This window comes from Nocardia sp. NPDC050408 (assembly GCF_044458905.1).
Taxonomy (GTDB): Bacteria; Actinomycetota; Actinomycetes; order Mycobacteriales; family Mycobacteriaceae; genus Nocardia.
The window spans coordinates 849,283-876,278 of the sequence record NZ_JBITIL010000001.1 but is presented as its reverse complement, the minus strand read 5'-3'; the positions used below and the strand labels follow the sequence as shown (position 1 = coordinate 876,278).

Here is a 26,996-nt window from a genome sequence, read left to right as displayed (position 1 = left end):
AACCTCTGTTGACGTGAGCATTCAGGGAGCAGCAGCAGTCGGTATCGCCAATGTGACCGCGGACGGGACCGTATTGGATACGTGGTACCCGCATCCGGAGTTGGGCGCGTTCGGTGACACCGGTACGAAGCGCCTGGACGAGGCGCCCGCGGAATACGCGGCGCTGCTCGGATTCGACGAGGCGCGCGGGGTCGATGTGATCGCGGTGCGGACGACGATCGCCGATCTGTCGGCGGCGCCCGTGGACGCGCACGATGTGTACCTGCGGCTGCATCTGCTCTCGCATCGGCTGGTCAAGCCGCACGAGGTGAGCCTGGACGGACAATTCGGACTGCTCAGCAATGTGGTGTGGACCAACCACGGTCCGGCAGCGGTGGAGGGTTTCGAGGCGACACGCGCCAAGCTGCGTGTCCGCGGGCCGGTCACCGTGTACAGCATCGACAAGTTCCCGCGGATGGTCGACTACGTCGTGCCGTCGGGGGTGCGCATCGGTGACGCCGACCGGGTCCGCCTCGGCGCGCATCTGGCCTCCGGCACCACCGTCATGCACGAGGGCTTCGTGAACTTCAACGCGGGCACCCTCGGCGCCTCCATGGTCGAGGGCCGCATCTCCGCGGGCGTCGTGGTCGGCGACGGCTCCGATATCGGCGGCGGCGCCTCCACCATGGGCACCCTGTCCGGCGGCGGTACCACCATCATCTCCATCGGCGAGCGCTCCCTACTCGGCGCCAACTCCGGCCTCGGCATCCCGTTCGGCGACGACTGCGTCCTCGAGGCCGGTCTCTACCTCACCGCGGGCACCAAGGTCACCACCCCCGACGGCACCGTGGTCAAGGCCGCCGAGCTCAGCGGTCAGAACAACCTGTTGTTCCGCCGCAACTCCACCACCGGCGCCGTCGAGGTCGTGCACCGCAAGGGCACCGGCATCGAACTCAACGCGGACCTGCACGCCAACGACTAGGCTCGTGCGGCCCCGGATCTTCCGGGGCTGTCACGGTGGCGTCATCGCCGACGGCGCAGTCGACATCAGCGATGACGCCGCACGACCGGCCAGACCAAATCGCGACAACTGTGACGTTGGCGGCGGTAAGTTAGCTCTTCCGGCGACTCACCCACATGCGCACGAAATCAGTTGTCGTGTTGCTCCAGGTCTGCGACAGGCCCTACCCGTGGGTGACGCCAGCCGCGAGGCCGAAGGCGATCACCCGGGTCGGGTGGATACGGATCATCTCTCGTGAGACGCCCGAGATATAGGGCTCCACATCCGTCAATTGTTCTGCGGTGCCGCGGATTTCGAGGCAGCGGACGCGCCAGGGCTGGATCGAGGCGACGTCGTCGACGACGAAGGCGATGCGGTTGTTGGTGGCGATATTGCGGAATTTCCAGGACTTGCCCATATTCCAGCCCGCGATATCGATGGTGCCGAGTTCGGCGTTGTAGCGGAAGCCGACCGGGCTGTTCTGGGGTGAGCCGTCGGGGCGGACGGTCGCCAGTCGGCCCAGGCGCTGGGTGGCCAGGTAGTCGATCTGTTCGGGTGTCAGTGCTGCGCTCATACCGGGGACCGTAGAACCTGAACCGAAGTAGAGGTCAAGTCAGCCGAGCAGCTTCTTCTGCACCTTCCCCATCGCATTGCGCGGCAAGGAGTCCACCACGCGGACCTCGCGCGGGCGCTTGTGCACCGAAAGCTGTTCGGCCACATGCTCGATGAGCGCCTTCTCGATGGAATCCGGTGCGGCACCGCGCAATACGACATACGCGACAATCCGTTGTCCCAGATCGGCGTCGGGAAGTCCCACTACCGCAACCTCGGCCACATCCGGATGTCCGAGCAATACGGTCTCGACTTCGCCCGCGCCGATCCGGTAGCCACCGGACTTGATGAGATCGACCGATTCCCGGCCGACAATGCGATGGAAACCACCGGCATCGATGGCCGCGACATCGCCGGTCTTGAACCAGCCGTCCTCGGTCCAGCATTCGGCGGTCGCCTCGGCCCGGTTGCGGTAGCCGTCGAACAGCATCGGCCCGCGAACCTGCAGGCCACCGATGCTCTCACCGTCATGCGGGACATCCGCACCGGCCTCGTCCCGCAGCCGAGTCTCGACACCTGCGACGGGCGTGCCGACCCATCCGGGACGACGTTCCCCATCGAAGCGAGTGGACAGCGTGATCATCGTTTCGCTCATTCCGTACCGCTCGATGGGCGCGTGCCCGGTGAGTTCGCGCAGCCGCTCGAACACCGGCACCGGCAGCGGGGCACTACCCGAGACCAGCAGCCGCGCATCGGCCAATTTCTTTGCCGCATCGGGATTTTCGACAACTCGCGACCACACCGTCGGCACTCCGAAGTACAGCGTGCCACGCGCGTCCGCATATGCCTGCGGCGTCGGTCTACCGGTGTGGATCAGCGGACTGCCCACCCGCAGCGGTCCGAGTACGCCGAGGATCAATCCGTGTACGTGAAACAGCGGAAGACCGTGCACCAGAACGTCATTCGGTGTCCATGACCATGCGTCCGCGAGCGCGTCGAGCCCGGTAGCAATGGCACCGCGATTCAGCACGACCCCCTTGGGCAGACCGGTGGTCCCCGAGGTGTACAGCACGAATGCCGGTGTGGCAGCGTCGGGTTCGGGGTAGCTATGCCACGAGCGCGCGTGCACACGCACCGGAACCACCGGGAGATCCGTCCCCTCCGGCGCCTCACCCAACCACGCCTGCGCACCGGAGTCGCTGAGGATATGCGCCAACTCCGCGGTCCCCGAATCCGGCGGCACCGGCACCACCGTCACGCCGGCGATGAGGCAGCCGACCACCGCGAGCACCGTCGTTACGGTCGGCCGCGCCAGCACCGCGACCCGATCGGCGCGCGCGATGCGCTCGGCCACCGAGGTTGCCGCACCGAGCAAATCACTGCGCGACAGGGTCACCCCGTCGATGGTGACGGCATCCGGAATATCCGCTCCCCCGGCGACAGCGAGCGGGTTGAGCGAACGAAGCAGCAGCGGCGGCGGACCGAATGACATTCGCTCACGCTACTTCGGCAGCACACCGCACCACCACGCTCCCCCTCGAGGACAACGTGGCGCTTGACACACCCATGAGACGGTGAAAACGTCTAAGCAATTCCTTCTCAACCATGAGACCGGTGTCCCTGATGACCAGCCCGTTTCGCAAACCCGCGCCTACACCCGCCGAGGACAGCTTCGATATCGAGCGGCACCTCGACGGTGTCGCCGCATTCTTGGGTGGAACGGCGAACGTGATCATGCAGCTCAGCACGCTGCCGGTCGGCTACGGCGTGTTGGAGAGCACCGTCGACAGCGGCAAGGTCATGCTGCATCCGATCAAACGGCTGCGCACCACCCTCACCTATCTGTCGGTCGCAATGCTCGGCACCGATGATGAACGCGACGCCTACCGCGATGCCGTGAATCTGTCGCATCGCTCGGTCAAATCGACCGCGGCGAGTCCGGTGCAGTACAACGCCTTCGATCCCGCACTGCAACTCTGGGTCGCCGCCTGTCTCTATTGGGGTGCCCGCGATCTCTACGAGCGCATGCACGGCCCGATGAACGACCCCGACGCGGAAGCCTTCTACCGCTACGGCGCTCGACTCGGCACCACACTACAAATGCATCCGAAAATGTGGCCCGCCAATCGCGTCGCCTTCGACGAGTACTGGACCGAACACCTAGCGAAGACCACCATCGATCCCCCGATCCGCGACTACTTCAACGATCTGATCGATCTGAAAATGCTCCCGCGCCCCGCCCGCTTACCATTCGCCCGCTTCCACCGCTTCGTGGTCACCGGCCTGCTGCCCGAGCATCTGCGCGACCAGATGGGCATGACCTGGACCACGGACGACGATCGGAAACTCGCCAGAATCCTGCACACCACCGGCTCGATCACCGCCCGAATGCCGAAGCAGGCCAGGCTGTTTCCGATCAATGCCTACCTGTGGGACATGCGCATCCGCAGGCGGTTCGGCCTGCGGATGGTGTGACTCAGGGGACGGCAGTCGACAGGGGTCGGTCAGCTACAGGCGGAACGAAACGACCACATGGTCGCGCGCGAATTTGCGGATCGCGGCGTCGTCGTCGAGTGGCAGGACCGTCTGCGGCGTCAGCGCCAAGGACAGCGCCGTCCGTGCGATCATCTCGGCGACCGGCTCCGGATCGTATCCGGGCAACTTGCCCTCCCCCTGCAACCGGGTAATGAATTCGGCCAGATAGTCGCGGCCGAGTTCGAGCACCGGCGCGCCCTTGACAGTGAGATACGGCAGCACGATCTCCGGCTCGGTCTTCAACAATCGGTCGAGCAGCTTATTGCCGCGCAGTCCGTTCAGGAACGCAACGAACAGCTCCACGATCTGTTCCTCGGCACCGGCGTCGCGATCGACCTGCCGCTGCTGCGCCACATCCACCTGCTCGACGAACTGCCGCGCCTGCCGCATACCGACGGCCTGGATCAGATCGGATTTGCTCGCGAAGCGCCGATAGAGCGTGGCTAGCGAGAGCCCGCACCGTCGCGCGACCTCCACCATGCTGGTTCGTTTGATTCCGAAGTCCAGGAACGCCAGCAGAGCCGCATCCAGCACCCGCGTCTGGTTGCGATCCTCTGGTCCGGTGCTGCGCACCAGCGCCAGGAGTCTGGTCAGCGTCGCCATAACACCCACCCTTTTTCCGCTCCGATGACACGATGACACCGCTAGCATCGCATGCCATCAGCCCACACTGCCCACGAACGCCCCGAAAGCGTGATTGACACCGCCGCGAGGCAATGAGAGGGTTTATATACTATCTTCTCACCATCCGCTCCTGTCGCGGACGGCCACAGAAAGGCGAGGTCAACGATGACCGAACCACTCCGCAGTGCCGATTACCTGCCGATTCCCGACCGCGTCGGCCCCATCACTCCAGAAACCGTCGAGGAGTACGTCGAGGGAGTCGCGGCTTTCCTGGGCGGCGCGGCGAATGTGATCATGCAGCTGAGCCTGCGCCCCGTCGGCCGCGGCGTGCTGGAGAGCACCGTCGACAGCGGCAAGGTCACACTGCACCCGATCAAACGGCTGCGCACCACCCTGAGCTATCTCGCGGTCGCACTGATGGGCTCCGATGCCGAGCGCGCGCTATATCGGGAAGCAGTCAACGCATCGCATCGACCGGTCCGCTCGACCTCGGCGAGCCCGGTGAAATACAACGCCTTCGATCCCACACTGCAACTCTGGGTGGCCGCCTGCCTCTACTGGGGCATCGACGACCTCTACACCCGCATGCACGGACCGATGAATCCCGATGTGGCAGAGGACTTTTACCACTATTGCGCTCGGCTCGGCACCACCTTGCAGATGCGACCGGAGATGTGGCCCGCCAATCGTGCCGAGTTCCAACGGTATTGGGATGAGAACCTGCCAAAGCGCGGTATCGAACCCGCCCTGCGCGACTACTTCGACGACCTCATCGATCTGAAGATGATGCCGCGCCCCGTGCAATTCGTTTTCGCTCGGCTCCAGCGCTTCGTCGTAACCGGCCTGCTGCCACAGCATCTGCGCAATGAGATGCGGATGACCTGGTCCCAGCGCGATCAGCGCCGCTTCGATCGGCTGCTGCGAAGGATTTCGGCGGTGCAAACCCGGCTGCCGAAGCCGGTGCGAATGTTCCCGTTGAACACCTATATGTTCGACGTTCGCCGACGCATCCGACTGGGTAAACCGCTCGTATAAGGGGACCGTTTGACACGCTATCGAGGTAATGAGAAGGTAAGTACCAATTCTTCTCATCACCTTTCGATTGCCGCTGATCACCCCCTGAAAGACGAGGCCAACGATGACCTTGCCGCTACCCGTGGAGCCGCCCGATCCCGGTCCGACCTGCCGCTACGGCACCGTCGACAACTTCGCGATGGACGAATTCTGGAGCGGTGTCGCGGCCTTCCTCGGCGGGACGGCCAATGTCATCATGCAGCTCAGCCTGCGGCCGGTCGCCTACGGCGTCATGGAGAGCACGGTCGAATCCGGCCGCATCGATGTGCACCCATGGAAGCGCACCCGCACAACGCTGACCTATCTCGCGGTGGCGCTGATGGGCACCGAAGAGGATCGTGCGAACTACCGCGAAGCCGTCAACGGTTCACATCGCGCGGTGCATTCCGAGCCGGGCGCCGCGGTCAAATACAACGCCTTCGACCCGAAACTGCAACTGTGGGTAGCAGCCTGTTTGTATTGGGGCCTGGTCGATCTGGAGGAGCGGCTGCACGGGCCGATGGACGAGGACACCGCGGATGTGCTCTACCAGTACGCCGCTCGACTCGGCACCACCCTGCAGATGCGACCGGAAATGTGGCCCCGCGACCGAACGGCCTTCCAGGAGTACTGGAATGCCACTCTCGCGACCAAGACCGTCGATGCCCGCACCCGCGCGTACTTCAACGATCTCATCGATCTGAAGATGGTCGCCTGGCCGTTGCGTATATTCGCACCGCTGCAGCGGTTCCTGGTGACCAGTCTGCTTCCGCCGCATCTGCGCGCCGAGATGCGCATGGATTGGAGTGAACGCCAGGAGCGCTTCGCGAACCGATTGCTGCGTGCGATCGGCGCCGTGCACCGCATACTTCCCAAGCCCGCCAGGCTCTTTCCGATGAACCTGTGCCTGTGGGATATGCGCAGGCGGCATCGCCTCGGCAAGCCGCTCGTCTAAGACTTGCCGAACAGCGCGCGCAGAAAGAACGCGAGGTTGGCCGGACGTTCGGCGAGGCGGCGGGTCAGATAGCCGTACCACTGGCTGCCATATGGCACATAGACCCGCATGGCATTGCCCGCGGCGGCCAGCCGCAACTGCTCGGGACCGCGGATGCCGTAGAGCATTTGGTGCTCGAGCCGTTCTGGGCCACGGCCGGTTTCGGCGGCCAACTGTTCAACCGCGCGGATCAGCACCGGATCGTGGGTGGCCAGCATCGGGTAGCCGTCGCCGCCCATCAGGATCTCCAGACAGCGCAGGTAGGAATCGGTCACCTCGGCGGCGCGCTGATAAGCGACGGTATGCGGTTCCCGGTATGCGCCCTTGCAGAGGCGAATTCGCGATCCGGGACCGGACAGCTCACGACAGTCCGCCTCGGTGCGATGCAGATAGGCCTGCAATACCGCTCCGAGCCAAGGGAATTCGGTGCGCAATTCACGAACCGTCGCCAGTGTGGCCTCGATGGTGTTGTGTTCCTCCGCGTCGACGGTGACCCACACACCGGCCTCGACCGCCTTGGTGCACAGAATGCGCAGGTTCTCGGTGGCGATGGCTGGGCCGTCGGCGGGAAGTGCCTGCCCGAGTGCGGAGAGTTTCACCGATACCTCGGTGCGCGCCGCGGTATCTCGGAATCCGTTCAATGCCGCCAAATCGTTGATCAGCGAAAGGTATTCGGTCACAGTGGCATCGGCCTGTGCCCGGTCGGTGGTGTTCTCTCCGAGGAAGTCGACGCTGATCAGCCGGCGGCTGGCCAGCAGCTCCCGCACCACCGGAATCAACTCGTCACGGCCCTCACCGGCCACGAAGCGCCGGACGATGTCGGCTGTGACCGGCGTCCGGGTCAGGATGCGCTTCATCCGCGGTGAGGCAGAGGCCGCGAGTATGACCGGCCGCAATGGATTCATTCCGACCTCATGTGCGGATACCGGTAGTCACCCGGCGGCACGAAGGTCTCCTTGATCGTGCGAGGCGCGACCCAGCGCAGCAGGTTCAGCGGCGAACCCGCCTTATCGTCGGTGCCCGAGGCGCGCGCACCGCCGAAGGGCTGCTGACCGACGACCGCGCCGGTCGGCTTGTCATTGATATAGAAGTTGCCCGCGGCGAATCGCAGTGCGGCCGAGGCTTGTTCGACGGCCTTGCGGTCCTGGGCGAAGACCGCACCGGTCAATGCGTAGGGCGCCGCCCTCTCTACCTCGGCCAATATCGCCGCGTAGGAACCGGGTTCGGCATCGTCGTAGACGTGCACCGCTAGGATGGGACCGAAATATTCGGTGGCGAAGGCGTCGTCGCGCGGATCATCCACCACCAGCACCGTGGGCCGGACGAACCAGCCCTCGCTGTCGTCGTATTCGCCGCCCGCCGGAATGGCGATACCAGCTGACCTGGCGCGTTCGATGGCGGCCACATTCTTGTCGTAGGCACGCCGATCGATCAGTGCCCCACCGAAATTCGTCAGATCCGCGACATCGCCGTAGCTGAGCTCGCGGGTCAGTTGCAGGAAGTCGTCACCGATCGTCCGCCACACCGAACGTGCGATATAGGCGCGCGAAGCCGCCGAACATTTCTGGCCCTGATATTCGTAGGCACCGCGAATCAGCGCGGTACGCAACGCATCCGGATCTGCCGACGGGTGCGCGACGATGAAGTCTTTACCGCCGGTCTCGCCCACCAAGCGTGGATAGCCGTGGTAGCGACCGATATTCGCGCCGACCTGGGACCACAGGAACTGAAATGTCTTGGTGGAGCCGGTGAAATGGATGCCCGCCAGCCGTGGATCGACGAGCGCGACCTCCGACAGTTCGACACCGTCACCGGTCACCATATTGATGACACCCGGCGGCAGTCCGGCCGTCTCCAGCAGCCGCATCGTGCAGAAGGCCGCGAGTGTCTGCGTCGGCGAGGGCTTCCACACCACGGTATTGCCCATCAACGCGGGCGCAGTGGGCAGATTGCCCGCGATGGCGGTGAAGTTGAACGGTGTGATGGCGTAGACGAACCCCTCCAGCGGGCGGTAGTCCATCTGATTCCACACACCGGCGCTCGACTGCGGCTGCTGCTGCAGAATCTGGCGCGCGAAGGCCACATTGAAGCGCCAGAAGTCGACCAATTCGCACGGCGCGTCGATTTCGGCCTGCTGGACCGTCTTGGATTGACCGAGCATGGTCGCCGCGGCGACCGTCTCCCGCCACGGCCCGGCCAACAGATCCGCCGCGCGCAGGAAGACTGCCGCCCGCTCATCGAAGGGCGTGGTGCGCCAGCCGGGGGCCGCCGCGAGCGCGGACTCGATGGCGCCGTGGGCTTCCGAATGCGTGGTGTCGGTGTAGGTGCCGAGTACATGCCGATGTCGGTGCGGGGCGACGATATCGTGCCGAGCTCCGATGCCCGGCCGGTGTTTGCCGCCGATGACCAACGGAATATCCATGGATTCGGCGGCGATTTCGGTGAGCTTGGTGATCAGCAGTTCCCGCTCAGGGCTGCCCGGCGCATAGGAATGCACCGGCTCGTTGCTGGGAACAGGGACTACCGTGACAGCGTCCATACCCCAAGGCTATCGCCGTTGCGGGGTCATCGGGCACGACTGCGGGACGTGTCAGGCCAGGCGTTGCGCCGCGGTCTCGATACGTTCATCGGAGGCGGTCAGTGCGATGCGCACGTGCTGCCCCGCGCCTGGTCCGTAGAAGTCGCCCGGTGCGGCGAGGATGCCGCGCTCGGCCAGCCAGTCCAGGGTGGCGCGGCACGGCTCGCCCCTGGTGGACCACAGATACAGGCCCGCTTCGGAGTGATCGATCCGGAAACCGGCTTGCTGCAAGGCCTTTCGCAACACCTCACGACGCGCACGGTAGCGCTCACGTTGCACCGACTCGTGGGCGTCGTCACCGAGCGCAGCGGCCATGGCCGCCTGGATCGGGAACGGCACCATCATGCCGGAGTGCTTGCGCACCTCGAGTAGTTCGGCGACGAGTTCCGCATCGCCCGCCACGAATCCGGCGCGGTAACTTGCCAGGTTGGAGGTCTTCGACAGCGAGTGCACCGCGATCAAACCGGTATGGTCGCCGTCGCATACCTCCGGATCGAGGATGGAGACGGCTCGCCCCTCCCAGGCCAAGCCCAGGTAGCACTCGTCGGAGGCCACGACCGCGCCGCGCTCCCGCGCGAACTGCACCACCTTGCGCAGATGCTCGACACCGAGCACCTTCCCCGTCGGGTTCGATGGGGAGTTCACATAGATAAGGGCAGGCGATTGCGGACCCAACTGGGTCAGCCCGTCCGCGCGCGCCACTTTGGTACCGGCGAGCAGCGCACCCACCTCGTAGGTCGGGTAGGCGACCTCCGGGATGACGACCAGATCGTCCGCGCCGAGGCCGAGCAGCCGCGGCAGTCCGGCGATCAACTCCTTGGTGCCGATCACCGGCAGCACCGCGGCCGGGTCGAGTCCGGTGATCCCGTAGCGCCGCTTCAGCGCATCGACTGCCGCGATCCGCAGTTCGGGCGTGCCGTGCGTGGTCGGATAACCCGGCACGTCGGCGACCGAACTCAATGCCGCACGGATCAGCGGGTCCACCGGATCGACCGGGGTGCCGACCGATAGATCGACGAGCCCGTCCGGATGCGCGGCGGCCTTCGCCTTCACCGCCGCAATGGTGTCCCAGGGAAAATCGGGCAGCAGAGCGCTGACCCGGCGACGCGGTGACACAGAACTCACTCAGTACCTATTACTCATTCGGTCGCCATCGGCGGCAGCTCTTTGATGAACGGCGGGTCGTAGTCCACCTTGCCGACCTTCGTCGCACCGCCGGGCGAACCCAGCTCGTCGAAGAAGTCGACATTGGCGTTCACGTATCCGCTCCACTGGTCCGGGGTGTCGTCTTCGTAGAAGATCGCCTCCACCGGGCACACCGGCTCACATGCACCACAGTCCACGCACTCGTCGGGATGGATGTACAGCATGCGACCACCCTCGTAGATGCAGTCCACGGGGCATTCTTCGATGCATGCCTTGTCCTTCACGTCAACGCACGGTTCAGCGATGATGTACGGCACTGCCGCTCTCCTAGTCTGTCCTCACGGGGATAGTCCGCCCAGCGTCACACTAGCCCGGCAGCCCAGGTTACCCCGGGTCAGCCTGCCCTAACTAACTTCGTCCCGAATGCCACTCGCTGGATATGAAACACCACCGACATCCGCGCCTTTGCGAATCATCCGAGTGCGACGACCGGGAATCCGGTATCGCCTAGCCCACTGTCAGTGGCAGCGCCGCGGAGATCTTCCGTGGTGGTACCCCATAAGTCGTGGTGCGTTCGCGCACCGGACGGCCGATACCCTCGGCGATCTCGGCGAGTTCCGCGACGGTCTTGGCGGAACCGTGTTGCGATCCGGCCATGCGGGAGATGGTCTCCTCCATCAAGGTACCGCCCAGATCGTTGGCACCGCCGTTGAGCATCATCCGGGTGCCCGCTGTGCCGAGTTTCACCCAGCTGGTCTGGATGTTATCGATGCGGCCGTGCAACATGATCCGCGCGAGGGCATGCGCCGCGCGGTTGTCCCGGATGGTCGGTCCCGGTCGCGCGGCACCGGCCAGGTAAAGCGGTGCACTCTGGTGCACGAACGGCAACAGCACGAATTCGGTGAAACCACCCGTCTCGTCCTGGATTCCGCGCAGCACCCGCAGATGTCCGACCCAATGCTTCGGATTGTCGACGTGGCCGTACATCATCGTGGAACTCGAACGCACGCCGACCCGATGGGCGGTGGTGATCACCTCGACCCATGCGGAGGTCGGCAGTTTGCCTTTGGTGAGCACCCAGCGCACCTCGTCGTCGAGGATTTCCGCGGCGGTGCCGGGAATGGTGTCCAACCCGGCTTCCTGCAGCGCGACCAGCCAATCACGGATGCTCTGGCCGCCGCGAGAGGCACCGTTCACGATCTCCATCGGGCTGAACGCGTGCACATGCATCGATGGCACCCGCTGTTTGATCGCGCGCACCAGATCGGCATACCCGGTGACCGGGAGATCCGGATCGATGCCGCCCTGCATGCAGATTTCGGTCGCGCCGTCGACATGCGCCTCCCAGGCGCGGTCGGCGACCTCGTCCATGCTCAGGGTGAAGGCGTCGGCATCGCCCTTGCGCTGGGCGAACGCGCAGAAGCGGCAGCCGGTGTAGCAGATATTGGTGAAGTTGATATTCCGATTCACCACGTAGGTGACATCGTCGCCGTTGACGTCGCGGCGCAGCTGGTCGGCGAGTGCGGCAACCGCATCCAGTGCCGGTCCGTCGGCCGTTGCCAACGCGAGGTATTCGGCGTCGGTGAGCCCGGCCGGATCGTTTTCGGCGGCACGTAGCGCGGCGAGCACATCGGAATCCAGCCGCTCGGGGGCCGCGACGGCGAGGTCACGAGCCTGTTCGCGGATGGTGTCCCAGTCGCCGAAGGCCCCGACGACATCGGTATCTGATTGGCGGCCCTCGCGGGTCCCTTCGTGGTCACGCAAGCTGCCGCCTCCGTGCCCGTCGCTCCCTGCTCCGCCGAGTGCGGAATCGCTTCGGCTCTCGGTATTTCGGCCCTCGGTATCGATCGAGGTATTGAGATCGATGCGGCCCGCGGATTCCCACGACTCGTCTGGTTCCTGCCAGGGCAGGCCGGCCGGAATCGCATCCGGATTCGCCAGACCGGTTTCCGGATCGGTGAGCGCGGCGACGTGTGCGCCGATGCGCGGATCGACCCATGGGTTGCCCGCGCGCACGTATTTCGGGTGCGCCGAAGTGCGCTCGACGAGTTGGTAGCCCGCGGCCTCGGTGATTTCGCGCAACGTATCGAGGTTCGGCCAGGGCCGTTCCGGATTCACGTGATCGGGGGTGACCGGCGAGACGCCGCCCCAGTCATCGATGCCCGCATCGATCAGGGCCTGGCATTCCTCGTGCGACACCAGATTCGGCGGCGCCTGCACCGGAACGTCGGGGCCGAGCAGCAGCCGGGTGACGGCGATGGTGGCCCGGAACTCCTCCAAACCGGCGTCGGGAACATCGCGCATGGCGGTGTCGTCCTTGGCCCGGAAGTTCTGGATGATCACTTCCTGGATATGCCCGAATGCCTTGTGCTGCTTGCGAATCGCCATGATCGACTCGGCGCGCTCGGTCAGCGTTTCGCCGATGCCGACCAGAATGCCGGTGGTGTAGGGCACCGAAAGCCGACCGGCGTCGGTAATCGCGCGCAGGCGCACCGCCGGATCCTTATCCGGACTTCCGTAGTGGCAGTTGCCCTTTTCGGTGAACAGGCGGGTGGCGGTGGTCTCGAGCATCATGCCCATGGACTGCGCCACCGGCTTGAGCCGCGAGATCTCCTCCCAGCTCAGCACGCCCGGATTCAGATGCGGCAGCAGACCGGTCTCCTCGAGCACCATGATCGAGACGGCGCGCAGGTAGTCCAGCGTGGAGTCGTAGCCACGTTCGTCGAGCCACTGCGCGGCCTCCGGCCAGCGGTCCTCGGGACGGTCACCGAGAGTGAACAGGGCTTCCTTACAGCCGAGCTCGGCACCGCGACGCGCGATCTCCAGCACCTCGTCGGGCTCCAGGAACATGCCCTTGCCTTCGGCGCGCAACTTGCCCGGCACCGTGACGAAGGTGCAGTAGTGGCATTTGTCCCGGCAGAGCTTGGTCAACGGGATGAAGACATTGCGCGAATAGCTGATGGTCTTCGGCCGACCCGCCGATTCCAGTCCGGCATCGCGCACCCGGGCGGCGCTGCGACACAGGTCGACGAGGTCGTCGCCGCGTGCGTGCAGCAGTACGGCCGCCTCGTCCACATTCAATGTCACACCGTCGCGGGCCCGCCGCAGCGCACGGCGCACGGCCGACGGCGTTGGCGGTGCGGGCGGGACGCTCGGGGTCGCTAGCTCGGTCACGCCCTCGATCATGCGCTACACATCCTGGGCTGTCTCCCTCCAGTGCTTTTGAGTGAGCGAAGCGAGCGAACCAATAACACAGCAGCGCCACGCTCGCAACGGGGCCGAGCGCAAGCGAGGCACCGTTGTGAGCGGTGATAACTATGCGGTCTCACGCAGTATTCCGGTATGTCGGGTCGAATTATTCCCCTGCAGGTAGGTGGGTTGTAGCAGAGGACGGAGACGGTCGCGCCTTGACGTGCAACCATGGCAAGCATGTCGCAGCCGCGCACGATCCTGGCCGGTCCGGCCTGGCGTCCGAGCACCAAGGCCAAGCTCTTGTGGACCATTCAGGCCGCGATCGGGTGGATGATTCCCTTCGTGGCACTGATCTTGTGGGTTGTCGTCGACTCCGAGCATCGTGGTGCGCAGCTGGCGGTGTTCGCGGTGGCGCTCGTGCTCGCGGCGGTGAGCATCGGGGTGATGCCGCTGTGGCGGTATGCCGTGCATCGGTGGGAGGTGACCGATGACGCGGTGTACACCCGGGTCGGCTGGTTGACGGTGGAGAGCCGGGTGGCGCCCATCTCCCGGGTGCAGACCGTCGACACCGAGCGCGGGCCGCTGGAGCGATTGCTCGGGCTGGCGACGGTGACCGTGACGACGGCGTCCTCGGCCGGTGCGGTGCGGATCTCCGAACTCGATCTGCCGGTGGCCGAACAGACCGTCACGCGGCTGACCGAGATCGCCGCATTGCACCGTGGGGATGCGACGTGAGTTCGTACCTACCGGAAACCGATCTCGCGCCGGAGATCCAGCAGCCGTGGTTGCGGCTGGATAAACGAATGTTGTTGGTCCACCCCGTCAACGAGGTCGTGCGGTTCATTCCGGTGCTGATCGGGTCGGTGCTCCTCGGCACCAATACCGGTAACCCGCTGTGGGGACTCATCGCGTTGGTGGCGATCGTCGGGTTCGCGCTGACGCGCTGGTTCACCACCGCCTATCGGGTCGGGACGACACATGTCGAGTTGCGGACCGGGTTGATTCAGCGCAAGAAACTGTCGGTGCCGCGGTCACGGATCAGGTCGGTGGACATCGAGGCCGATCTGTTGCACCGGATTCTCGGGCTCGCGGTGTTGGCCATAGGGACTGGGCAGCACGCGGATTCGGGTGAGAAGTTCAAACTCGATGCGTTGGATGCGGGTGTGGTGCCGCGGTTGCGGGCGGTGTTGCTCGCCCATACCGCCGGTTCGCCGGAATCTACTGTTGAACAACAGGTTCCAAGCCTCCGGAAAGACCTGCCGGTGTCCGGGAACGCCCGGGAGATCGGACATTGGCGTGCGAGCTGGGTGCGTTACGCGCCGCTGTCGCTGACCGGTTTCGCGATCATCGCACCCATTGTCGGTTTGGCATTTCAGTACGGGTTCGACCAGATCGTGTTCAGTTCCGACGCGGTGCACAGTATCGAGGACGGTAGCGGGGTTCTCATCGGCGTCGCCATCGCGGTGCTGGTTGTCGCGATCGTGGTGATTGTCAGTCTCGCGGCCTGTGCGCGTTATCTGACAACGTATTTCAAGCTGCGAGTGCTCGATAACGACCGCACGCTGCATCTTCGTCACGGACTGTTCACGACCAGACAGATCACCCTGGATCTGGCCCGTTTCCGTGGCGCGACCGTCAACGAGCCGCTGCTGCTGCGCATGGCCGGTGCCGCCGAGCTCGAAGCCATCATGACCGGCCAGAGCCCGCGTCAGAAGATCCTGCCCCAGGCACCGCGCTCCGCGATCGAACGCACCCTGGCGGAACTGCTCGCGCCTCGAGCGGTCCGACGCCCGGGTGCCACGAACGAACTCTCGAGGGCCGCGGATTCGGTGGACCGAGCGCCGCAACAAGAGCCGACCGCAGGCCGCGCGCCGCGCGCCACGGTGAGCACCGCGGCGTTGATCGCGCACGGCCCGGTCGCGCGCCGCCGTCGGTATCTCCGCGCGCTCAGCCCGATCGCGATACTCGCGGTCGTAATGCTGATCAATTCCCTTGCCGGAGAAGACTTTTCACCTTGGTGGTGGCTGCTCCCCACTTTCACGGCTCTGATCGCGACCGCGCTGGCCGCCGACCGTTACCGAGGCCTCGGCCACGCCGTTCTGCCCGCCACCGACGACAGTCCGGCCTGGCTCATCACCCGATCCGGCTCGCTGGACCGCGACCGCGACTGTCTGGAGGCCCCCGGCATCATCGGTTGGACTGTCCGCCAATCCTTTTGGCAGCGCCGCTCCGGCATCGCCACCGTGGTCGCCGCCACCGCGGCCGGTAAGAAGCGTTACCTTGTCGTCGACATTCCGCTCGATCAGGCCTGGGAGCTCATCGAATCGGCAACCCCCGGCCGCCTCGGTCGACGCTGACCCACCGAGACGAATTCCCCGACCATGCGCCGTTCCATCATCGCTCCTGATCCAGGTGTCTGAGACCGTTCGCTCCGAGAATGTGGCCGATCCAACTCGCGCGGTGTCGCTGACCAGTTGCCAGTACCGCGCCGAGTTCAATGGTCAGCGTGGTCGAGACCCCGATATCACGGACGCGGGAGTTACCCATTGCCGATCGTCGCGTGCGGCGGATGCAGCGCGGTGACAAATATCGACTGACAGCGATCGGCGGTTTGGCGGCGTTATCGCTGGATGCGCTGTCCAGCGTGGCATACGGGCCCGAGGCGATCGTGCTGGTACTTGTCGCGGCGGGTGCGGCGGCGGTGTCGTGGACTCTGCCGGTTTCACTGACGATCGCTGTGCTGTTGCTGGTATTGGTGCTGTCGTATCGGCAGGTTATCGCCGTACATCCGGATGGCGGCGGGTCCTATGCGGTGGCGAAGAAGGATCTCGGTCGCGGTGCCAGTCTGCTCGCGGCGGCGAGTCTGGTGGTGGACTATGTGCTGACCGTCGCGGTGAGTCTCGCGGCCGGTGCTGCCAGTTTGGCGAGCGCATTTCCGGTGCTGGCCGATCATCTGCTGCTGATCACGCTGAGCGGGCTCGCGGGACTCACCGTGATCAATCTCATCGGGGTGGCCGAATCGGCGAAAGTGCTGATGGGACCGACACTTCTGTTCATCCTCGCGATTCTCGCGGTGATCGTGGTCGGACTACTCCGCTCGACACCGGTCGCGGTGATCGGTACCGATCTGGGGCCGTTCGTGCCATACGACACCGTCGGAATACTGTTGCTGCTCAAGGCATTTTCGGCAGGATGTTCGGCGCTGACCGGTGTCGAGGCGATTGCCAATGCCGTGCCGTCGTTCCGCGCACCCGCAGTGCGGCGGGCTCAGCACACCGAGGTCGCGCTCGGCGTGCTGCTGTGCACGATGCTGCTCGGTTTGGCGCTGCTGATCCGTCGCCATCACGCGGTGCCGCGCGGCGATGTCACCCTGCTCGCGCAATTGTCCGCGGCGGCCTTCGGAACCGGGTGGCCGTTCTACGCGACCAGTCTGGCCGTCACGCTGGCGCTGTGTCTGGCCGCGAATACCAGTTTCGGCGGACTGCCGGTATTACTGTCGCTGCTGGCGAAAGACCATCGGGTCGCGCATCTGTTCGCGTTGCGCTCCGAGCGCCCGGTATTCCGCTATGGCGTTGCGGCCCTTGCCTTTCTTGCCGCCACCGTACTGTTGGTCGTACATGCCGAAACCCACCGTGTGCTACCGGTTTATGCGGTCGGCGTTTTCATCGGGTTCACCATCAGCCAGACCGGGCTGGTGCGACACTGGCGCGAGCAGCGTGGGTCCGGCTGGATTCGGCGCGCCATTCTCAACGGTTTCGGCGCGCTGCTAACTGCCGTGGCCGCCGTGGTTCTGCTCATCGAGAAGTTCGACGAGGGTGCGTGGCTGCTGCTGATCATTGTGCCCGCGTTGATAACTCTGTTTGCGCGCACCGAGAACTACTACCGCAGTGTGGCCGATCAACTCAGCCTCGGCCGAATCCCCGTTCTGCCACCGCAATCCCCGGATCAGGAGCCGATGCTCATCGTGGTTCCAGTGGTCGCGGTCAGCGAAGTCACCGCGCGTGCCTTGCGCATCGCGCAAGCCTTGGACGGCGAAATCGTCGCCGTCGCAGCCGAAATCGACCCCGCTGCCACCCGTCGACTAAGCGCCCAGTGGAAGCAGTGGGATCCGGGCGTCCCCCTCACGGTCCTCCCGAGTCCACACCGCAATCTCATTACCACCCTCGTCGGCTACGTCCGCGGCCGAACCCGAACCGGACGCCAAGTGACCGTTCTGCTGGCCCAGGTAGAAGCCGCCCACTGGTATCACCGTCCCCTGCACAACCCGCGCGGCCCCGTGCTGGCCGCGGCCCTGCGCGCCCGCACCGATGCCGTAATCGCGAGCCTGGCCATTCGCCTCGACTGAAGGTTCGTTGCGTCCGTATGCGTTGCCGCGACGTCAGTGACTGCTGAATAGACCGGCGTTGCTTCGGATGTAGATGTAGAGCAGCGGCGGGACCAGTCCACAGAACAGCAGCAGCAGGGTGCGCCAGTCGCTGCCCAGCATGATGTCGCCGCCGGGGCCGGTGACGGAGCAGGTCAGGAAGCCGAGGGTCCAGGCGGCGAGGGGGAGCATCATTGCGCTTACGCGGTGGGTTATGGAGCGAACTCCCATCACCAGTAGCACGTTGATTACGCCGGCCAGCACTGCGGACAGGGGGAAGGCCACAGTGTTGATGTAGGTGGGGAGGTAGAGGACCTCCAGGGCGAGGGTGATCAGGCCGTCCAGTACCAGGACGGCGATGATCACCGGGCCCAGGGGCAGGTTCTCATGGGCGCCGGAGGTGTGGTTCGGTGCCTTGGCGAAAGTGACCCTCACGCGACCGGCGGGAAACCGAGGAGGGTGAGCAGGTGGCTCTGCATATCGACGAACGCGTACAGCACCGACATGTAGAGGTCGTGCTGTTGCTGCGCCCCAGGGCGCAGGCTGTCCACGAAGGCAGCGATGGCGTTCTGCAGATCCCAGTTGTACATGATCGGAGTCTAAGCCGAAATCAGTCGCCTTCAATGGGGATGTTGGCGACGACCGGGAACTCTCCGGTGTAGCCCTTACGCATCTGGGCGATCGCGAGCACCCGCTTGCGGGCGGCGAACCAGCCGATGATCAACGCCGGGATGAGTACAACGAGCGAGGCGACGGTCCACGTGCCGACCGGATAGTCGACGCCGGTGAGCACCACCACGAAGAACAGGAATACCAGCGTGATCAGGCCGGTCCACGGCGCACCCCACATGCGGAACTGCGGCCGCTGGAGTTTGCCCTGTTTCCACCAGCGCCACAGCTGCAGTTGGCACAGGACGATGGTGGCCCAGGATGCGATGATCCCGAGCGAGGCCATATTCAGCACGATCTCGAAGGCGCGCTCGGGCACGAGTCCATTGAGCGCGATACCGCAGAGCGCGATCAGGCTGGTCAACAGGATGCCGCCGTAGGGCACACCGTTGCTGCCCATCACCCCGGTGAACTCGGGCGCGCTGCCGTTCATCGACATCGACCGCAGAATGCGTCCGGTGGAGTACAGGCCCGCATTCAGGCTGGAGAAGGCGGCGGTGAGCACGACGACGTTCATGATGCTGCCGATGCCGGGCACCCCGAGCATGGTGAAGAAGGTGACGAACGGGCTCTCACCGGACTTGTAGCTGGTGTAGGGCAGCAGCAGTCCCAGCAGCACGAGCGAGCCGACGTAGAAGACCGCGATCCGCAGGATCACCGAATTGATCGCGCGCGGCATGATCTTCGCCGGATTCTCCGTCTCCCCCGCCGCCGTGCCGACCAATTCCACAGCGGCATAAGCGAATACGACACCGGAGGTGACCACGACCAGCGGCAGGATCCCGGTCGGGAACAGTCCACCATGAGCGGTGACGACACTCGGACCGGTCGCCGCGCCCTTGACGGTGAATCGGCCGATCAGGAATACCGTGCCGACGATCAGGAACGCACTCAGCGCGGCCACCTTGACCAGCGCGGCCCAGAATTCCATCTCACCGAACCACTTGACCGAGACCAGATTGACCGCCAGCACCAGCACCAGCGCGATGAGCGCGAGCACCCACTGTGGAACATGAGTGAATCCGGCCCAGTAGTGAAAATATTGGGCAATCGCGGTGGTATCGGCGATACCGGTCATCGACCAGTTCAGGAAGTACATCCAACCGGCAATGAATGCGGCCTTCTCACCGAAGAATTCGCGGGCATAGGAAACGAACGAACCGGACGACGGACGGTGCAGCACCAGCTCACCGAGCGCGCGCAGAATGAAGAATACGAAGACACCGCAGACCGCGTAGACCAGGAACAGCCCTGGTCCCGCACTCGCGAGCCGACCGCCGGCACCGAGGAACAGACCGGTGCCGATCGCGCCGCCGATGGCGATCATCTGCAGCTGACGTGGTTTCAGACTCTTGTGGTACCCGTGATCCTCGATGCTGAGGTGAGCTTTGTCACCGACCGCTGTCATGAACCGCTATGCCTCCACATCGATGTCCGAAATCACAAAGACCGTACTCGCCGTCTAACACGGCCGCGACAGCAACCCTCGAGCAATACTTTTAAACTAAAGCCCCGCGAACAAATCGTGTTCACGCCCATCCGCCCCCACCGGACCGCGCGTACCACGGACCAAAATGAAGTGCTCCTCCGGAAGTACCGGCTGCGCAACATTATTGGACAGTGCGAACTCGCGCCCCGACGGCGCGACCGTCACCTGTGTGGCATGTGCCTGCAGCGCCGCTCGCTTCGCGGCCAGCGAATCGGACACATCGATGGTGGCCGTCACGGTATGACTCGGCACGCTCGCGAGTTCCCCCGCGGCGGGCAACCGCCAACCGCGCGGCAATGCGCCGGGCAACCCCTCGACGGTCCGCCGGGCCAGCGCCTCGGTGTGCAGTCGCAACATGTCCGCATCGGTGACGGTCCAATAGAACTTCGGGGTGTCCCACCCTTGTTCGGCCGCCGCGGTCACCGCCGCCGAAGTGACCCAGTGCGCCCGAATATGGTCCGGATGCCCGTAGCCGCCGCGCGGGTCGTAGCCGATGACCACCTGGGGCCGTAGTTCGAGCACGATCGTGGTCAGCGCCTCCACCGCCGCGGCACCCGAATGCACGAAGGCCCGCGGATGCTCCGCGGCAGGGGTACCCGCCATACCGGAGTCGCGCCAGCGGCCCGCACCGCCGAGGAAGCGCGGCGGTCCAGCCTTCAGCGCGGCCAGCGCGTTGGTCAGCTCCGCGATCCGGTAGCCGCCCAATTGATCGGCGTGATCGGCGGTCAGCAACGCCCACTCCTCGCCGATGACCTCCCCCTCTTCACCGAGGGTGCAGGTCACCACCGTCACCGGTACGCCGCGGCGGCGGTAGTGCGCGATGGTGCCCCCGGTGGTGATGGACTCGTCGTCCGGGTGGGCGTGCACCAGCAGCAGTCCACCGGTCATGGGATCCTGCGCCACATCGCCGCATCACCGAAGATGCCGACCTGAATGGCACCGCTCAACGACGCACCGTCGACCCGCGGTCCGGATGCGGCGACCACATTGTCCTGCACGATCGGTAGCACTGTCGCCAGAGCCCACAGCCGCGGCTCGGCCTCGGCCAGCGCCCGGCCGACCTCGACACCGCGCAACGATTCGTCGATCGAGGGCTGCAGGCCGGGATCGCAGATGCCGGACAGATTGCTCGGCGCCTTCTTGGCCGCCTCGATGGCGGTCTGCGAATCTCCGTTGCCGGCACCGGTATCCACCGGCGGGCAGCCGTAGCGCGAGGCGAGCACGGTGGCCGGATCCGAACCGGCGACCTCCCAGCCGACGATGGCGTCCACGCCGCTGTCGGTGAGTTCCTTGCCGTAGAGGGTATCGGCCGCGAGACTGCGCACGCTGGCATCTATTCCGGCACTGCGCAATTGGTCCGCAGCGGTATTGGCGACGGCGAGCGCGGTGGCGTCACCGGTTACCGCGCCGATCCGAATCGCCAGTGCCTTACCGTTTTTCGCCACCGAACGGGGCTGCGGTGCGGGCGAGGTCGGCGACTGCACCGGCGGCGTCTCGGGAGCTCGACCATAACCGGCCTCGGCGAGCAGCGCGAACGCCTCCTCCGCGGACGGCCGCGGCGGCGCGGTCGGTGTGTACCCGGGATCCGACGGTGTCAGAATCTGCGCGCGCACCGGCTCGACCCAGCCACCGGTCTGCCCGGCGACGGTGGCCAGCAGCGTCGGATCGATCAGCGCGGTCACCCCGCGCCGCACCCGCGGATCGCTGAGATCGCCACTACGCCCATTGATTGCGAATTGCAGCTCACGCGACTGCGGCATGATAACGGTGCGCACCGACGGGATCGCCGCCAGCTGCGCCTGGGTCGCGACACCACCGTGCACCAACGCCATCTGCGCATCGCCTGTGCGCAGCGAATCGGCCAGCTGCGCGGGAGTTCCGCCGCGGCGCAACAGAATCTGATCCGGCGCGGCCGGGGTGCCCCAGTACCGATCGTTGCGTTCGAGCAGGATCTCGTCGCGTCCCCGGTCGGTCGATTTGATGCGGAAGTTGCCGCCCGAGACCTGAACTCCCTCGACCAGCCCGGTGGCGAAACCACCGGGCTGATCCTTGATCAGATGCGAGGGCAACAGATTCGTGAACAGCTCACGCCAAGCCGGATACGCCTCGGTCATCGTGACGGTGACCGTCTTACCGCCGCCGGAGGAGCTGATATCGGCAATGTGCCGATAACCCGCCGGATCGACGACACCCGGCTGGGTGATCATCTGCTGCCACAGGAACCGGAAGTCCTCCGCCGCGATCGGCGCACCATCGGACCAGTTCGCCTGGTTGCGCAGCGTATAGGTGATGGTGAACGGTTCCTGCGCGGTCACCTCGGCCGAGACCACCAGCGCGGTATCCGGCACCCACTCGGTGGCGCCGGGCACCGCCGGATTCGGCACCGGCCGGAACGGGCTCGGCAACACCATCGAACTCACCGCGGCGGTGGCCGGCGACTGATCGGAACGCAGGTGCGGATTGAACCCGATGCCGATGTCATCGATGGCCACCACGACGGTGTTCTTACCGGGCTTCGCCGGTGTCGTCTTCGGGCTGTCGGTGCTCTCGATCGGCGGTGGCGGATTCGCGGTGCAGCCGGCGAGCACCACAGAGGAGGCCGCCATCATGATCAGCATCGCGCGTCGTATAGCCCCCGAGCTCACGTGGCGCACTCTACTTGCCTTACAGCGCAGCCCGGTCCCGAGCCTTCCGGCGCGACAGTTCGCGACCGCGTTCGGTGGCACCGAGGATGACCTTGCGCACCCGCACGATCTCCGGTGTGACCTCGACGCATTCGTCGGCGGCACAGAACTCCATGGCCGCCTCCAGGTCGAGCTGCAGCGGCTTGGCGAGCGTCTCCATCACATCGGCGGTCGAGCTGCGCATATTGGTCAGCTTCTTCTCGCGGGTGACATTGATATCGAGATCCTCGGCGCGCGGGTTGATGCCGACGACATGCCCCTCGTAGGTGTCCGCGCCCGGCTCCACGAAGAACTGACCGCGATCGGCCAGCTGGATCATGGCGAACGGGGTCACCGAGCCCGCGCGGTCGGAAACCAGCGAACCGGTGTGGCGGGCGCGGATCTCACCGGCCCACGGCGCATAGCCGTGCGAGACCGCGTTGGCGATGCCGGTGCCGCGGGTTTCGGTGAGGAAGTCGGTGCGGAAGCCGATCAGGCCGCGCGATGGAACGATGAACTCCATCCGCACCCAGCCCGCGGCGTGGTTGTTCATCTGGACCATCTTGCCCTTGCGGGCGGCGAGCAGCTGCGTGATCGCGCCGAGGTACTCGTCGGGGCAGTCGATGGTCAGCTCTTCGTAGGGCTCGTGCACCTTGCCGTCGACCTGCTTGGTGACCACCTGCGGCTTGCCGACGGTCAACTCGAAGCCCTCGCGACGCATCTGCTCGACCAGAATGGCCAGCGCCAGCTCACCGCGGCCCTGCACCTCCCAGGCATCCGGGCGGCCGATATCGAGAACGCGCAGCGAGACATTGCCGACCAGTTCGGAGTCCAGCCGCGACTTCACCATGCGCGCGGTCAGCTTGTGGCCCTGCACCCGGCCGACCATCGGTGAGGTGTTGGTGCCGATGGTGACCGAGATGGCCGGCTCATCAACGGTGATACGCGGCAGCGCGACGGGATTGTCGACATCGGCAAGGGTGTCGCCGATCATGATCTCCGGGATGCCCGCGATGGCCACGATGTCACCGGCCTCGGCGACCTCGCCTGGCTGACGCTCGACGCCGATGGTCTGCAGCAGTTCGGTGATCTTGACCTGCTTGATGCCGTCGCCGTGCATCCACGCGACGTTCTGGCCCTTGCGCAACTCACCGCTGTAGATGCGGACCAACGCGAGGCGACCCAGGAAGGCCGAGGCATCGAGGTTGGTGACGTGCGCCTGCAGCGGTGCGGTCGGATCGCCCTTGGGCGCCGGGATGTTCTCCAGCAGCACGTCGAACAGGGCGTCCAGGTTGTCCGCGGCCGGCGCGCTGCCGTTCTCGGGACGTTCCTTGGAGGCCTTGCCCTCACGGCCGGAGGCGTAGAGGACCGGCAGGTCCAGCGCGAGTTCGGCGGCCTCGGCGGCCTCGTCGTCCAGATCGGAGGCGAGGTCGAGCAGCAGATCGTGGCTCTCCTCGACGACCTCTTCGATACGGGCGTCGGGGCGGTCGGTCTTGTTCACCACCAGGATGACCGGCAACTTCGCGGCCAACGCCTTGCGCAGCACGAAGCGGGTCTGCGGCAGCGGCCCCTCGGACGCGTCGACCAGCAATACGACACCGTCGACCATGGACAGACCGCGCTCGACCTCACCGCCGAAGTCGGCGTGGCCGGGGGTGTCGATCACGTTGATCACGGTGACCGAACCGTCCGGGTGGTGCCGATGCACTGCGGTGTTCTTGGCGAGAATGGTGATGCCCTTCTCGCGCTCCAGGTCACCGGAGTCCATCACACGATCGACGAGCTCGGCGCGTTCGGCGAAAGCGCCGGACTGGCGCAGCATGGCGTCGACCAGCGTCGTCTTACCGTGGTCGACGTGGGCCACGATGGCGACGTTGCGAAAATCGCGTGCAGACGACACGCCTCAATCCTCCTGCTGTTGGTATAGATGCCGGCCGACCCTTTGCAAACAGGTGGAGAATCGATACTCACCAGGGCATTGCGGCCAGTTACACAGTACCGGCATTCGAATGGCTCGCAGACCAGGCACTCCGCTAAGGGTATGCTAACCAACCATGGGCAAGGTCAAGGCGAAGAAGGTTTCTAGCCTCAAACCGAAGAAGAAGTGCTGTCGCAAGAAGACGCGCTGCTTGAAGTGCCCCGTCGTCATCATGCGGATGAAACGCCTGGAAGCGGCTGGTTGCTGCGGTAAAGAACTCAAGAAGGGCCTCAAGAAGGCCCGCGCCGCCTGATCGACGAATTCGGATTTCCTGATGGGTCCGCCGCGCTGGGGGTACAACTCGCATATGAGCGAACGCAGTGAGCGAACAGACAACACAGCCGCCCGAGCGGTCATGCCGGAGCCGAGCGCCAGCGAGGTGCAGGCATGAGCGAACCGAAACTAACCGAGGCAGAACTCACCGAAGCTTTGACCGAACTGTCGGACTGGACCCGGTCCGGCGATGCCATCACCCGCACGATCGAGGCGAAGACCTTTCCGGCGGGCATCGAACTGGTGCGTCAGGTCGCCGAAGTCGCCGAGAACGCGAACCACCATCCGGATATCGATATCCGCTGGCGTCGGGTGACCTTTACTCTCTCGACCCACGACTCGGGCGGACTCACCGCGCTGGACGTGTCGCTGGCTCGCGAGATAGATCGGTTTGCGGCGCAAACCGATTGACCATGCGCCCGGACCAGATCATCCAGCCGTAGAGCACAAGCACACCGAGCACGTCGACGGCGCCGAGCCAGGACAGCACCCCCGGCCGCGAGATAGTCCAGATCGACGGCTGGGCGAACGAGAGCACCCACGGCACGCCGATGAGGGTGGTGACCAACCAATACCCGGCGAGTATCCGAGCGCCGGACGCCTGCCGCAGCGGCCCGTACACCAACCACATCACCGTGGGCAGCAGCCACACGAAGTGATGCGACCACGAGATGGGCGAAACCATCAGCCCGAACAGCTGCACGATGATCAGGGTCCCCAACCGATCGTCGGGACCCAGTGCGCGCCAAGCGAAGAAGGCCAGTACGGCCACGACCACGACGGCTGCCAGCCACCATGGTCCGGATTGGACGTCATGGCCGAGCAGACGACTCAACGCACCGCGTAGCGACTGATTCCAGACCGACCCAACCGGACCGATCCGATCCGCGTCACCGAGCAGCGTGCCGAAGTACCGCTTGGCCTCCTTGTGGTTGATCAGGAAGCTGACCCCGACCGTCGCACCGAACACCAGCGCCGACCACACGGCGGTCCCCCACCGCCGCCGCGCCACGAAGTACAGCCCCGAAATCGCCGGTGTCAGTTTGATTCCCGCGATCACCCCGATCAGGCCGCCGGACAGCCACCATCGTGAACTGCGCACCGCGAGCATGGCCCCGAGCACCAGGAAAACGTTGACCTGGCCGTAGTCGATGGTGGTCCGCACCGGCTCCATCCAGATGCCGATCGCGGTCCACCAGACCGTGGCGGTGCGCCACCGCGGCTCGCTCATCCGCTCCGCACCGAGGATCAATTCGAAGGCGATCCGCACCACTACATACAGCGCGACGACAATGGCCAGCAGCCAGAGCACCGCGATCATGGTGAACGGAAAGTAGTGCAGCGGGAAGAAGACCAGCGCCGCGAACGGCGGATAGGTGAACGGCAGCGGGAAGTCCGGGGTCTTCTCGGCGTAGGTGAAGTCGTAGAGGCGGTCGGTGAGCAGGGCCGCCGAACCGTCGACATAGACGTGCAGATCGACGAGATTCATCCCGTTCTTCGTCAGCAGCATCCACAGCAGCCTGGCCAACACAGACAGACCGAGCACCGGCACAGCCAATCGGAGACTTCGGTTCAATTCGCAGGCTTTCGAGTCGGTTCCGGGAAGGCTGCGACTAGCCTAACCGCCGCCGCGAGAGATCCCATCAATCCCCTGGACCGACCCGATGTGCGCCTCCGAGTCCGGAGGGGGTAACTTGCGTACCGCGACCGCCGATTATCACTGATAACATTTGCATCAACTTTCACTCTGGCAACAGCGGGAAAGCGCTAGCGTCTGATAACACTGATCGTCCACAACAGAAATAGGGGCACGGCCGCTGTACAACACGGCGGTCATGTCCCTAGAGTGACCCCGAAACGATGGCTTTTTGCATCGCTCCTGATGTACCCGAGGTTAAGGACGGCTAG

General features: G+C 65.1%; 24 protein-coding genes. 9 read left to right on the top strand and 15 right to left on the bottom strand.

Annotated features, from left to right (window positions below; translation table 11 throughout):
• Window positions 1–13 precede the first annotated feature (13 nt).
• On the top strand, window positions 14–961 hold the full coding sequence (gene dapD, locus ACIBJI_RS03855) for a 2,3,4,5-tetrahydropyridine-2,6-dicarboxylate N-succinyltransferase (protein WP_364344428.1): 948 nt from the start codon (window positions 14–16) through the stop codon (window positions 959–961).
• Between the two features lie 202 nt (window positions 962–1,163).
• Here the strand turns inward: dapD and ACIBJI_RS03850 are convergent, their stop codons facing one another.
• The gene (locus ACIBJI_RS03850; RefSeq protein ID WP_364344431.1) at window positions 1,164–1,553 is read right to left on the bottom strand and encodes a PPOX class F420-dependent oxidoreductase; all 390 of its coding nucleotides are present in this window, start codon (window positions 1,551–1,553) and stop codon (window positions 1,164–1,166) included.
• A 39-nt stretch (window positions 1,554–1,592) separates the two neighbouring features.
• On the bottom strand, window positions 1,593–3,023 hold the full coding sequence (locus ACIBJI_RS03845; RefSeq protein ID WP_397082928.1) for an acyl-CoA synthetase: 1,431 nt from the start codon (window positions 3,021–3,023) through the stop codon (window positions 1,593–1,595).
• Between the two features lie 131 nt (window positions 3,024–3,154).
• Here ACIBJI_RS03845 and ACIBJI_RS03840 point away from each other — a divergent pair, with 131 nt between their 5' ends.
• Window positions 3,155–4,006 carry an oxygenase MpaB family protein gene (locus ACIBJI_RS03840; protein ID WP_397082926.1) on the top strand — a complete coding sequence of 284 codons (852 nt, stop codon included), beginning with the start codon at window positions 3,155–3,157 and terminating at the stop codon, window positions 4,004–4,006.
• A 33-nt stretch (window positions 4,007–4,039) separates the two neighbouring features.
• On the opposite strand, the gene ACIBJI_RS03835 is transcribed toward ACIBJI_RS03840, so the two are convergent.
• Window positions 4,040–4,669 (bottom strand): TetR/AcrR family transcriptional regulator, encoded by a 630-nt coding sequence (locus ACIBJI_RS03835; protein WP_364344440.1) that lies wholly within the window; start codon window positions 4,667–4,669, stop codon window positions 4,040–4,042.
• Between the two features lie 186 nt (window positions 4,670–4,855).
• Here ACIBJI_RS03835 and ACIBJI_RS03830 point away from each other — a divergent pair, with 186 nt between their 5' ends.
• Together ACIBJI_RS03830 and ACIBJI_RS03825 are read left to right on the top strand one after the other, a co-directional pair.
• Window positions 4,856–5,725, top strand: coding sequence for an oxygenase MpaB family protein (locus ACIBJI_RS03830; protein ID WP_364344443.1), 870 nt, complete (start codon window positions 4,856–4,858; stop codon window positions 5,723–5,725).
• A gap of 103 nt (window positions 5,726–5,828) precedes the next feature.
• Window positions 5,829–6,698 carry an oxygenase MpaB family protein gene (locus ACIBJI_RS03825; RefSeq protein WP_364344446.1) on the top strand — a complete coding sequence of 290 codons (870 nt, stop codon included), beginning with the start codon at window positions 5,829–5,831 and terminating at the stop codon, window positions 6,696–6,698.
• Here ACIBJI_RS03825 and ACIBJI_RS03820 read toward each other — a convergent pair.
• From ACIBJI_RS03820 to cofH, 5 genes are all read right to left on the bottom strand, one after another.
• On the bottom strand, window positions 6,695–7,642 hold the full coding sequence (locus ACIBJI_RS03820; RefSeq protein WP_364344449.1) for a proline dehydrogenase family protein: 948 nt from the start codon (window positions 7,640–7,642) through the stop codon (window positions 6,695–6,697). The two genes, ACIBJI_RS03825 and ACIBJI_RS03820, sit on opposite strands and share 4 nt — an antisense overlap.
• Window positions 7,639–9,276 carry an L-glutamate gamma-semialdehyde dehydrogenase gene (pruA, locus tag ACIBJI_RS03815; RefSeq protein WP_364344452.1) on the bottom strand — a complete coding sequence of 546 codons (1,638 nt, stop codon included), beginning with the start codon at window positions 9,274–9,276 and terminating at the stop codon, window positions 7,639–7,641. Before pruA ends, ACIBJI_RS03820 begins: the two co-directional genes overlap by 4 nt.
• A 51-nt stretch (window positions 9,277–9,327) precedes the next feature.
• The gene (gene dapC, locus ACIBJI_RS03810) at window positions 9,328–10,431 is read right to left on the bottom strand and encodes a succinyldiaminopimelate transaminase (RefSeq protein WP_364344623.1); all 1,104 of its coding nucleotides are present in this window, start codon (window positions 10,429–10,431) and stop codon (window positions 9,328–9,330) included.
• A gap of 23 nt (window positions 10,432–10,454) precedes the next feature.
• Window positions 10,455–10,778: a ferredoxin gene (fdxA, locus tag ACIBJI_RS03805; protein WP_040695137.1), complete on the bottom strand. Its 324-nt coding sequence runs from the start codon at window positions 10,776–10,778 to the stop codon at window positions 10,455–10,457.
• 190 nt (window positions 10,779–10,968) lie between these two features.
• Entirely contained in the window at window positions 10,969–13,647 is a 2,679-nt protein-coding gene (cofH, locus tag ACIBJI_RS03800; RefSeq protein WP_364344456.1) for a 5-amino-6-(D-ribitylamino)uracil--L-tyrosine 4-hydroxyphenyl transferase CofH, read from the bottom strand.
• 243 nt (window positions 13,648–13,890) lie between these two features.
• Here cofH and ACIBJI_RS03795 point away from each other — a divergent pair, with 243 nt between their 5' ends.
• The 3 genes from ACIBJI_RS03795 to ACIBJI_RS03785 all read left to right on the top strand — a co-directional run bounded on the left by ACIBJI_RS03795 (window position 13,891) and on the right by ACIBJI_RS03785 (window position 17,998).
• Window positions 13,891–14,388, top strand: coding sequence for a PH domain-containing protein (locus ACIBJI_RS03795; RefSeq protein ID WP_364344459.1), 498 nt, complete (start codon window positions 13,891–13,893; stop codon window positions 14,386–14,388).
• 68 nt (window positions 14,389–14,456) lie between these two features.
• On the top strand, window positions 14,457–16,010 hold the full coding sequence (locus ACIBJI_RS03790) for a PH domain-containing protein (RefSeq protein WP_397083062.1): 1,554 nt from the start codon (window positions 14,457–14,459) through the stop codon (window positions 16,008–16,010).
• Window positions 16,011–16,159: 149 nt separating this feature from the next.
• Window positions 16,160–17,998, top strand: a complete 1,839-nt coding sequence (locus ACIBJI_RS03785; protein ID WP_397082924.1) for an APC family permease — start codon at window positions 16,160–16,162, stop codon at window positions 17,996–17,998.
• Between the two features lie 33 nt (window positions 17,999–18,031).
• Here ACIBJI_RS03785 and ACIBJI_RS03780 read toward each other — a convergent pair whose 3' ends face one another.
• The 6 genes from ACIBJI_RS03780 to typA form a co-directional block, all read right to left on the bottom strand.
• A complete protein-coding gene (locus ACIBJI_RS03780; protein WP_396957208.1) occupies window positions 18,032–18,451 on the bottom strand; it encodes a hypothetical protein in 420 nt (139 codons plus the stop codon).
• Complete coding sequence (locus tag ACIBJI_RS03775; protein WP_169338103.1) at window positions 18,448–18,606, bottom strand: hypothetical protein; 159 nt, start codon at window positions 18,604–18,606, stop codon at window positions 18,448–18,450. The genes ACIBJI_RS03780 and ACIBJI_RS03775 overlap by 4 nt, the downstream gene beginning before the upstream one ends.
• Before the next feature lie 20 nt (window positions 18,607–18,626).
• Window positions 18,627–20,093 (bottom strand): amino acid permease, encoded by a 1,467-nt coding sequence (locus ACIBJI_RS03770; RefSeq protein ID WP_364344471.1) that lies wholly within the window; start codon window positions 20,091–20,093, stop codon window positions 18,627–18,629.
• A gap of 96 nt (window positions 20,094–20,189) precedes the next feature.
• Window positions 20,190–21,062, bottom strand: a complete 873-nt coding sequence (gene mshB, locus ACIBJI_RS03765; protein ID WP_397082921.1) for an N-acetyl-1-D-myo-inositol-2-amino-2-deoxy-alpha-D-glucopyranoside deacetylase — start codon at window positions 21,060–21,062, stop codon at window positions 20,190–20,192.
• Window positions 21,059–22,792, bottom strand: coding sequence for an ABC transporter family substrate-binding protein (locus ACIBJI_RS03760; RefSeq protein WP_397083060.1), 1,734 nt, complete (start codon window positions 22,790–22,792; stop codon window positions 21,059–21,061). The genes mshB and ACIBJI_RS03760 overlap by 4 nt, the downstream gene beginning before the upstream one ends.
• Before the next feature lie 46 nt (window positions 22,793–22,838).
• Window positions 22,839–24,737, bottom strand: coding sequence for a translational GTPase TypA (gene typA, locus ACIBJI_RS03755; RefSeq protein WP_364344477.1), 1,899 nt, complete (start codon window positions 24,735–24,737; stop codon window positions 22,839–22,841).
• A gap of 154 nt (window positions 24,738–24,891) precedes the next feature.
• On the opposite strand from typA, the gene ACIBJI_RS03750 reads away from it, so the two are divergent.
• Window positions 24,892–25,068: a hypothetical protein gene (locus ACIBJI_RS03750; protein WP_085998628.1), complete on the top strand. Its 177-nt coding sequence runs from the start codon at window positions 24,892–24,894 to the stop codon at window positions 25,066–25,068.
• A 134-nt stretch (window positions 25,069–25,202) separates the two neighbouring features.
• Entirely contained in the window at window positions 25,203–25,499 is a 297-nt protein-coding gene (locus ACIBJI_RS03745; RefSeq protein WP_364344481.1) for a 4a-hydroxytetrahydrobiopterin dehydratase, read from the top strand.
• Here the strand turns inward: ACIBJI_RS03745 and ACIBJI_RS03740 are convergent.
• Complete coding sequence (locus tag ACIBJI_RS03740; protein WP_364344484.1) at window positions 25,438–26,664, bottom strand: mannosyltransferase; 1,227 nt, start codon at window positions 26,662–26,664, stop codon at window positions 25,438–25,440. The genes ACIBJI_RS03745 and ACIBJI_RS03740 overlap by 62 nt on opposite strands.
• Window positions 26,665–26,996 lie beyond the last annotated feature (332 nt).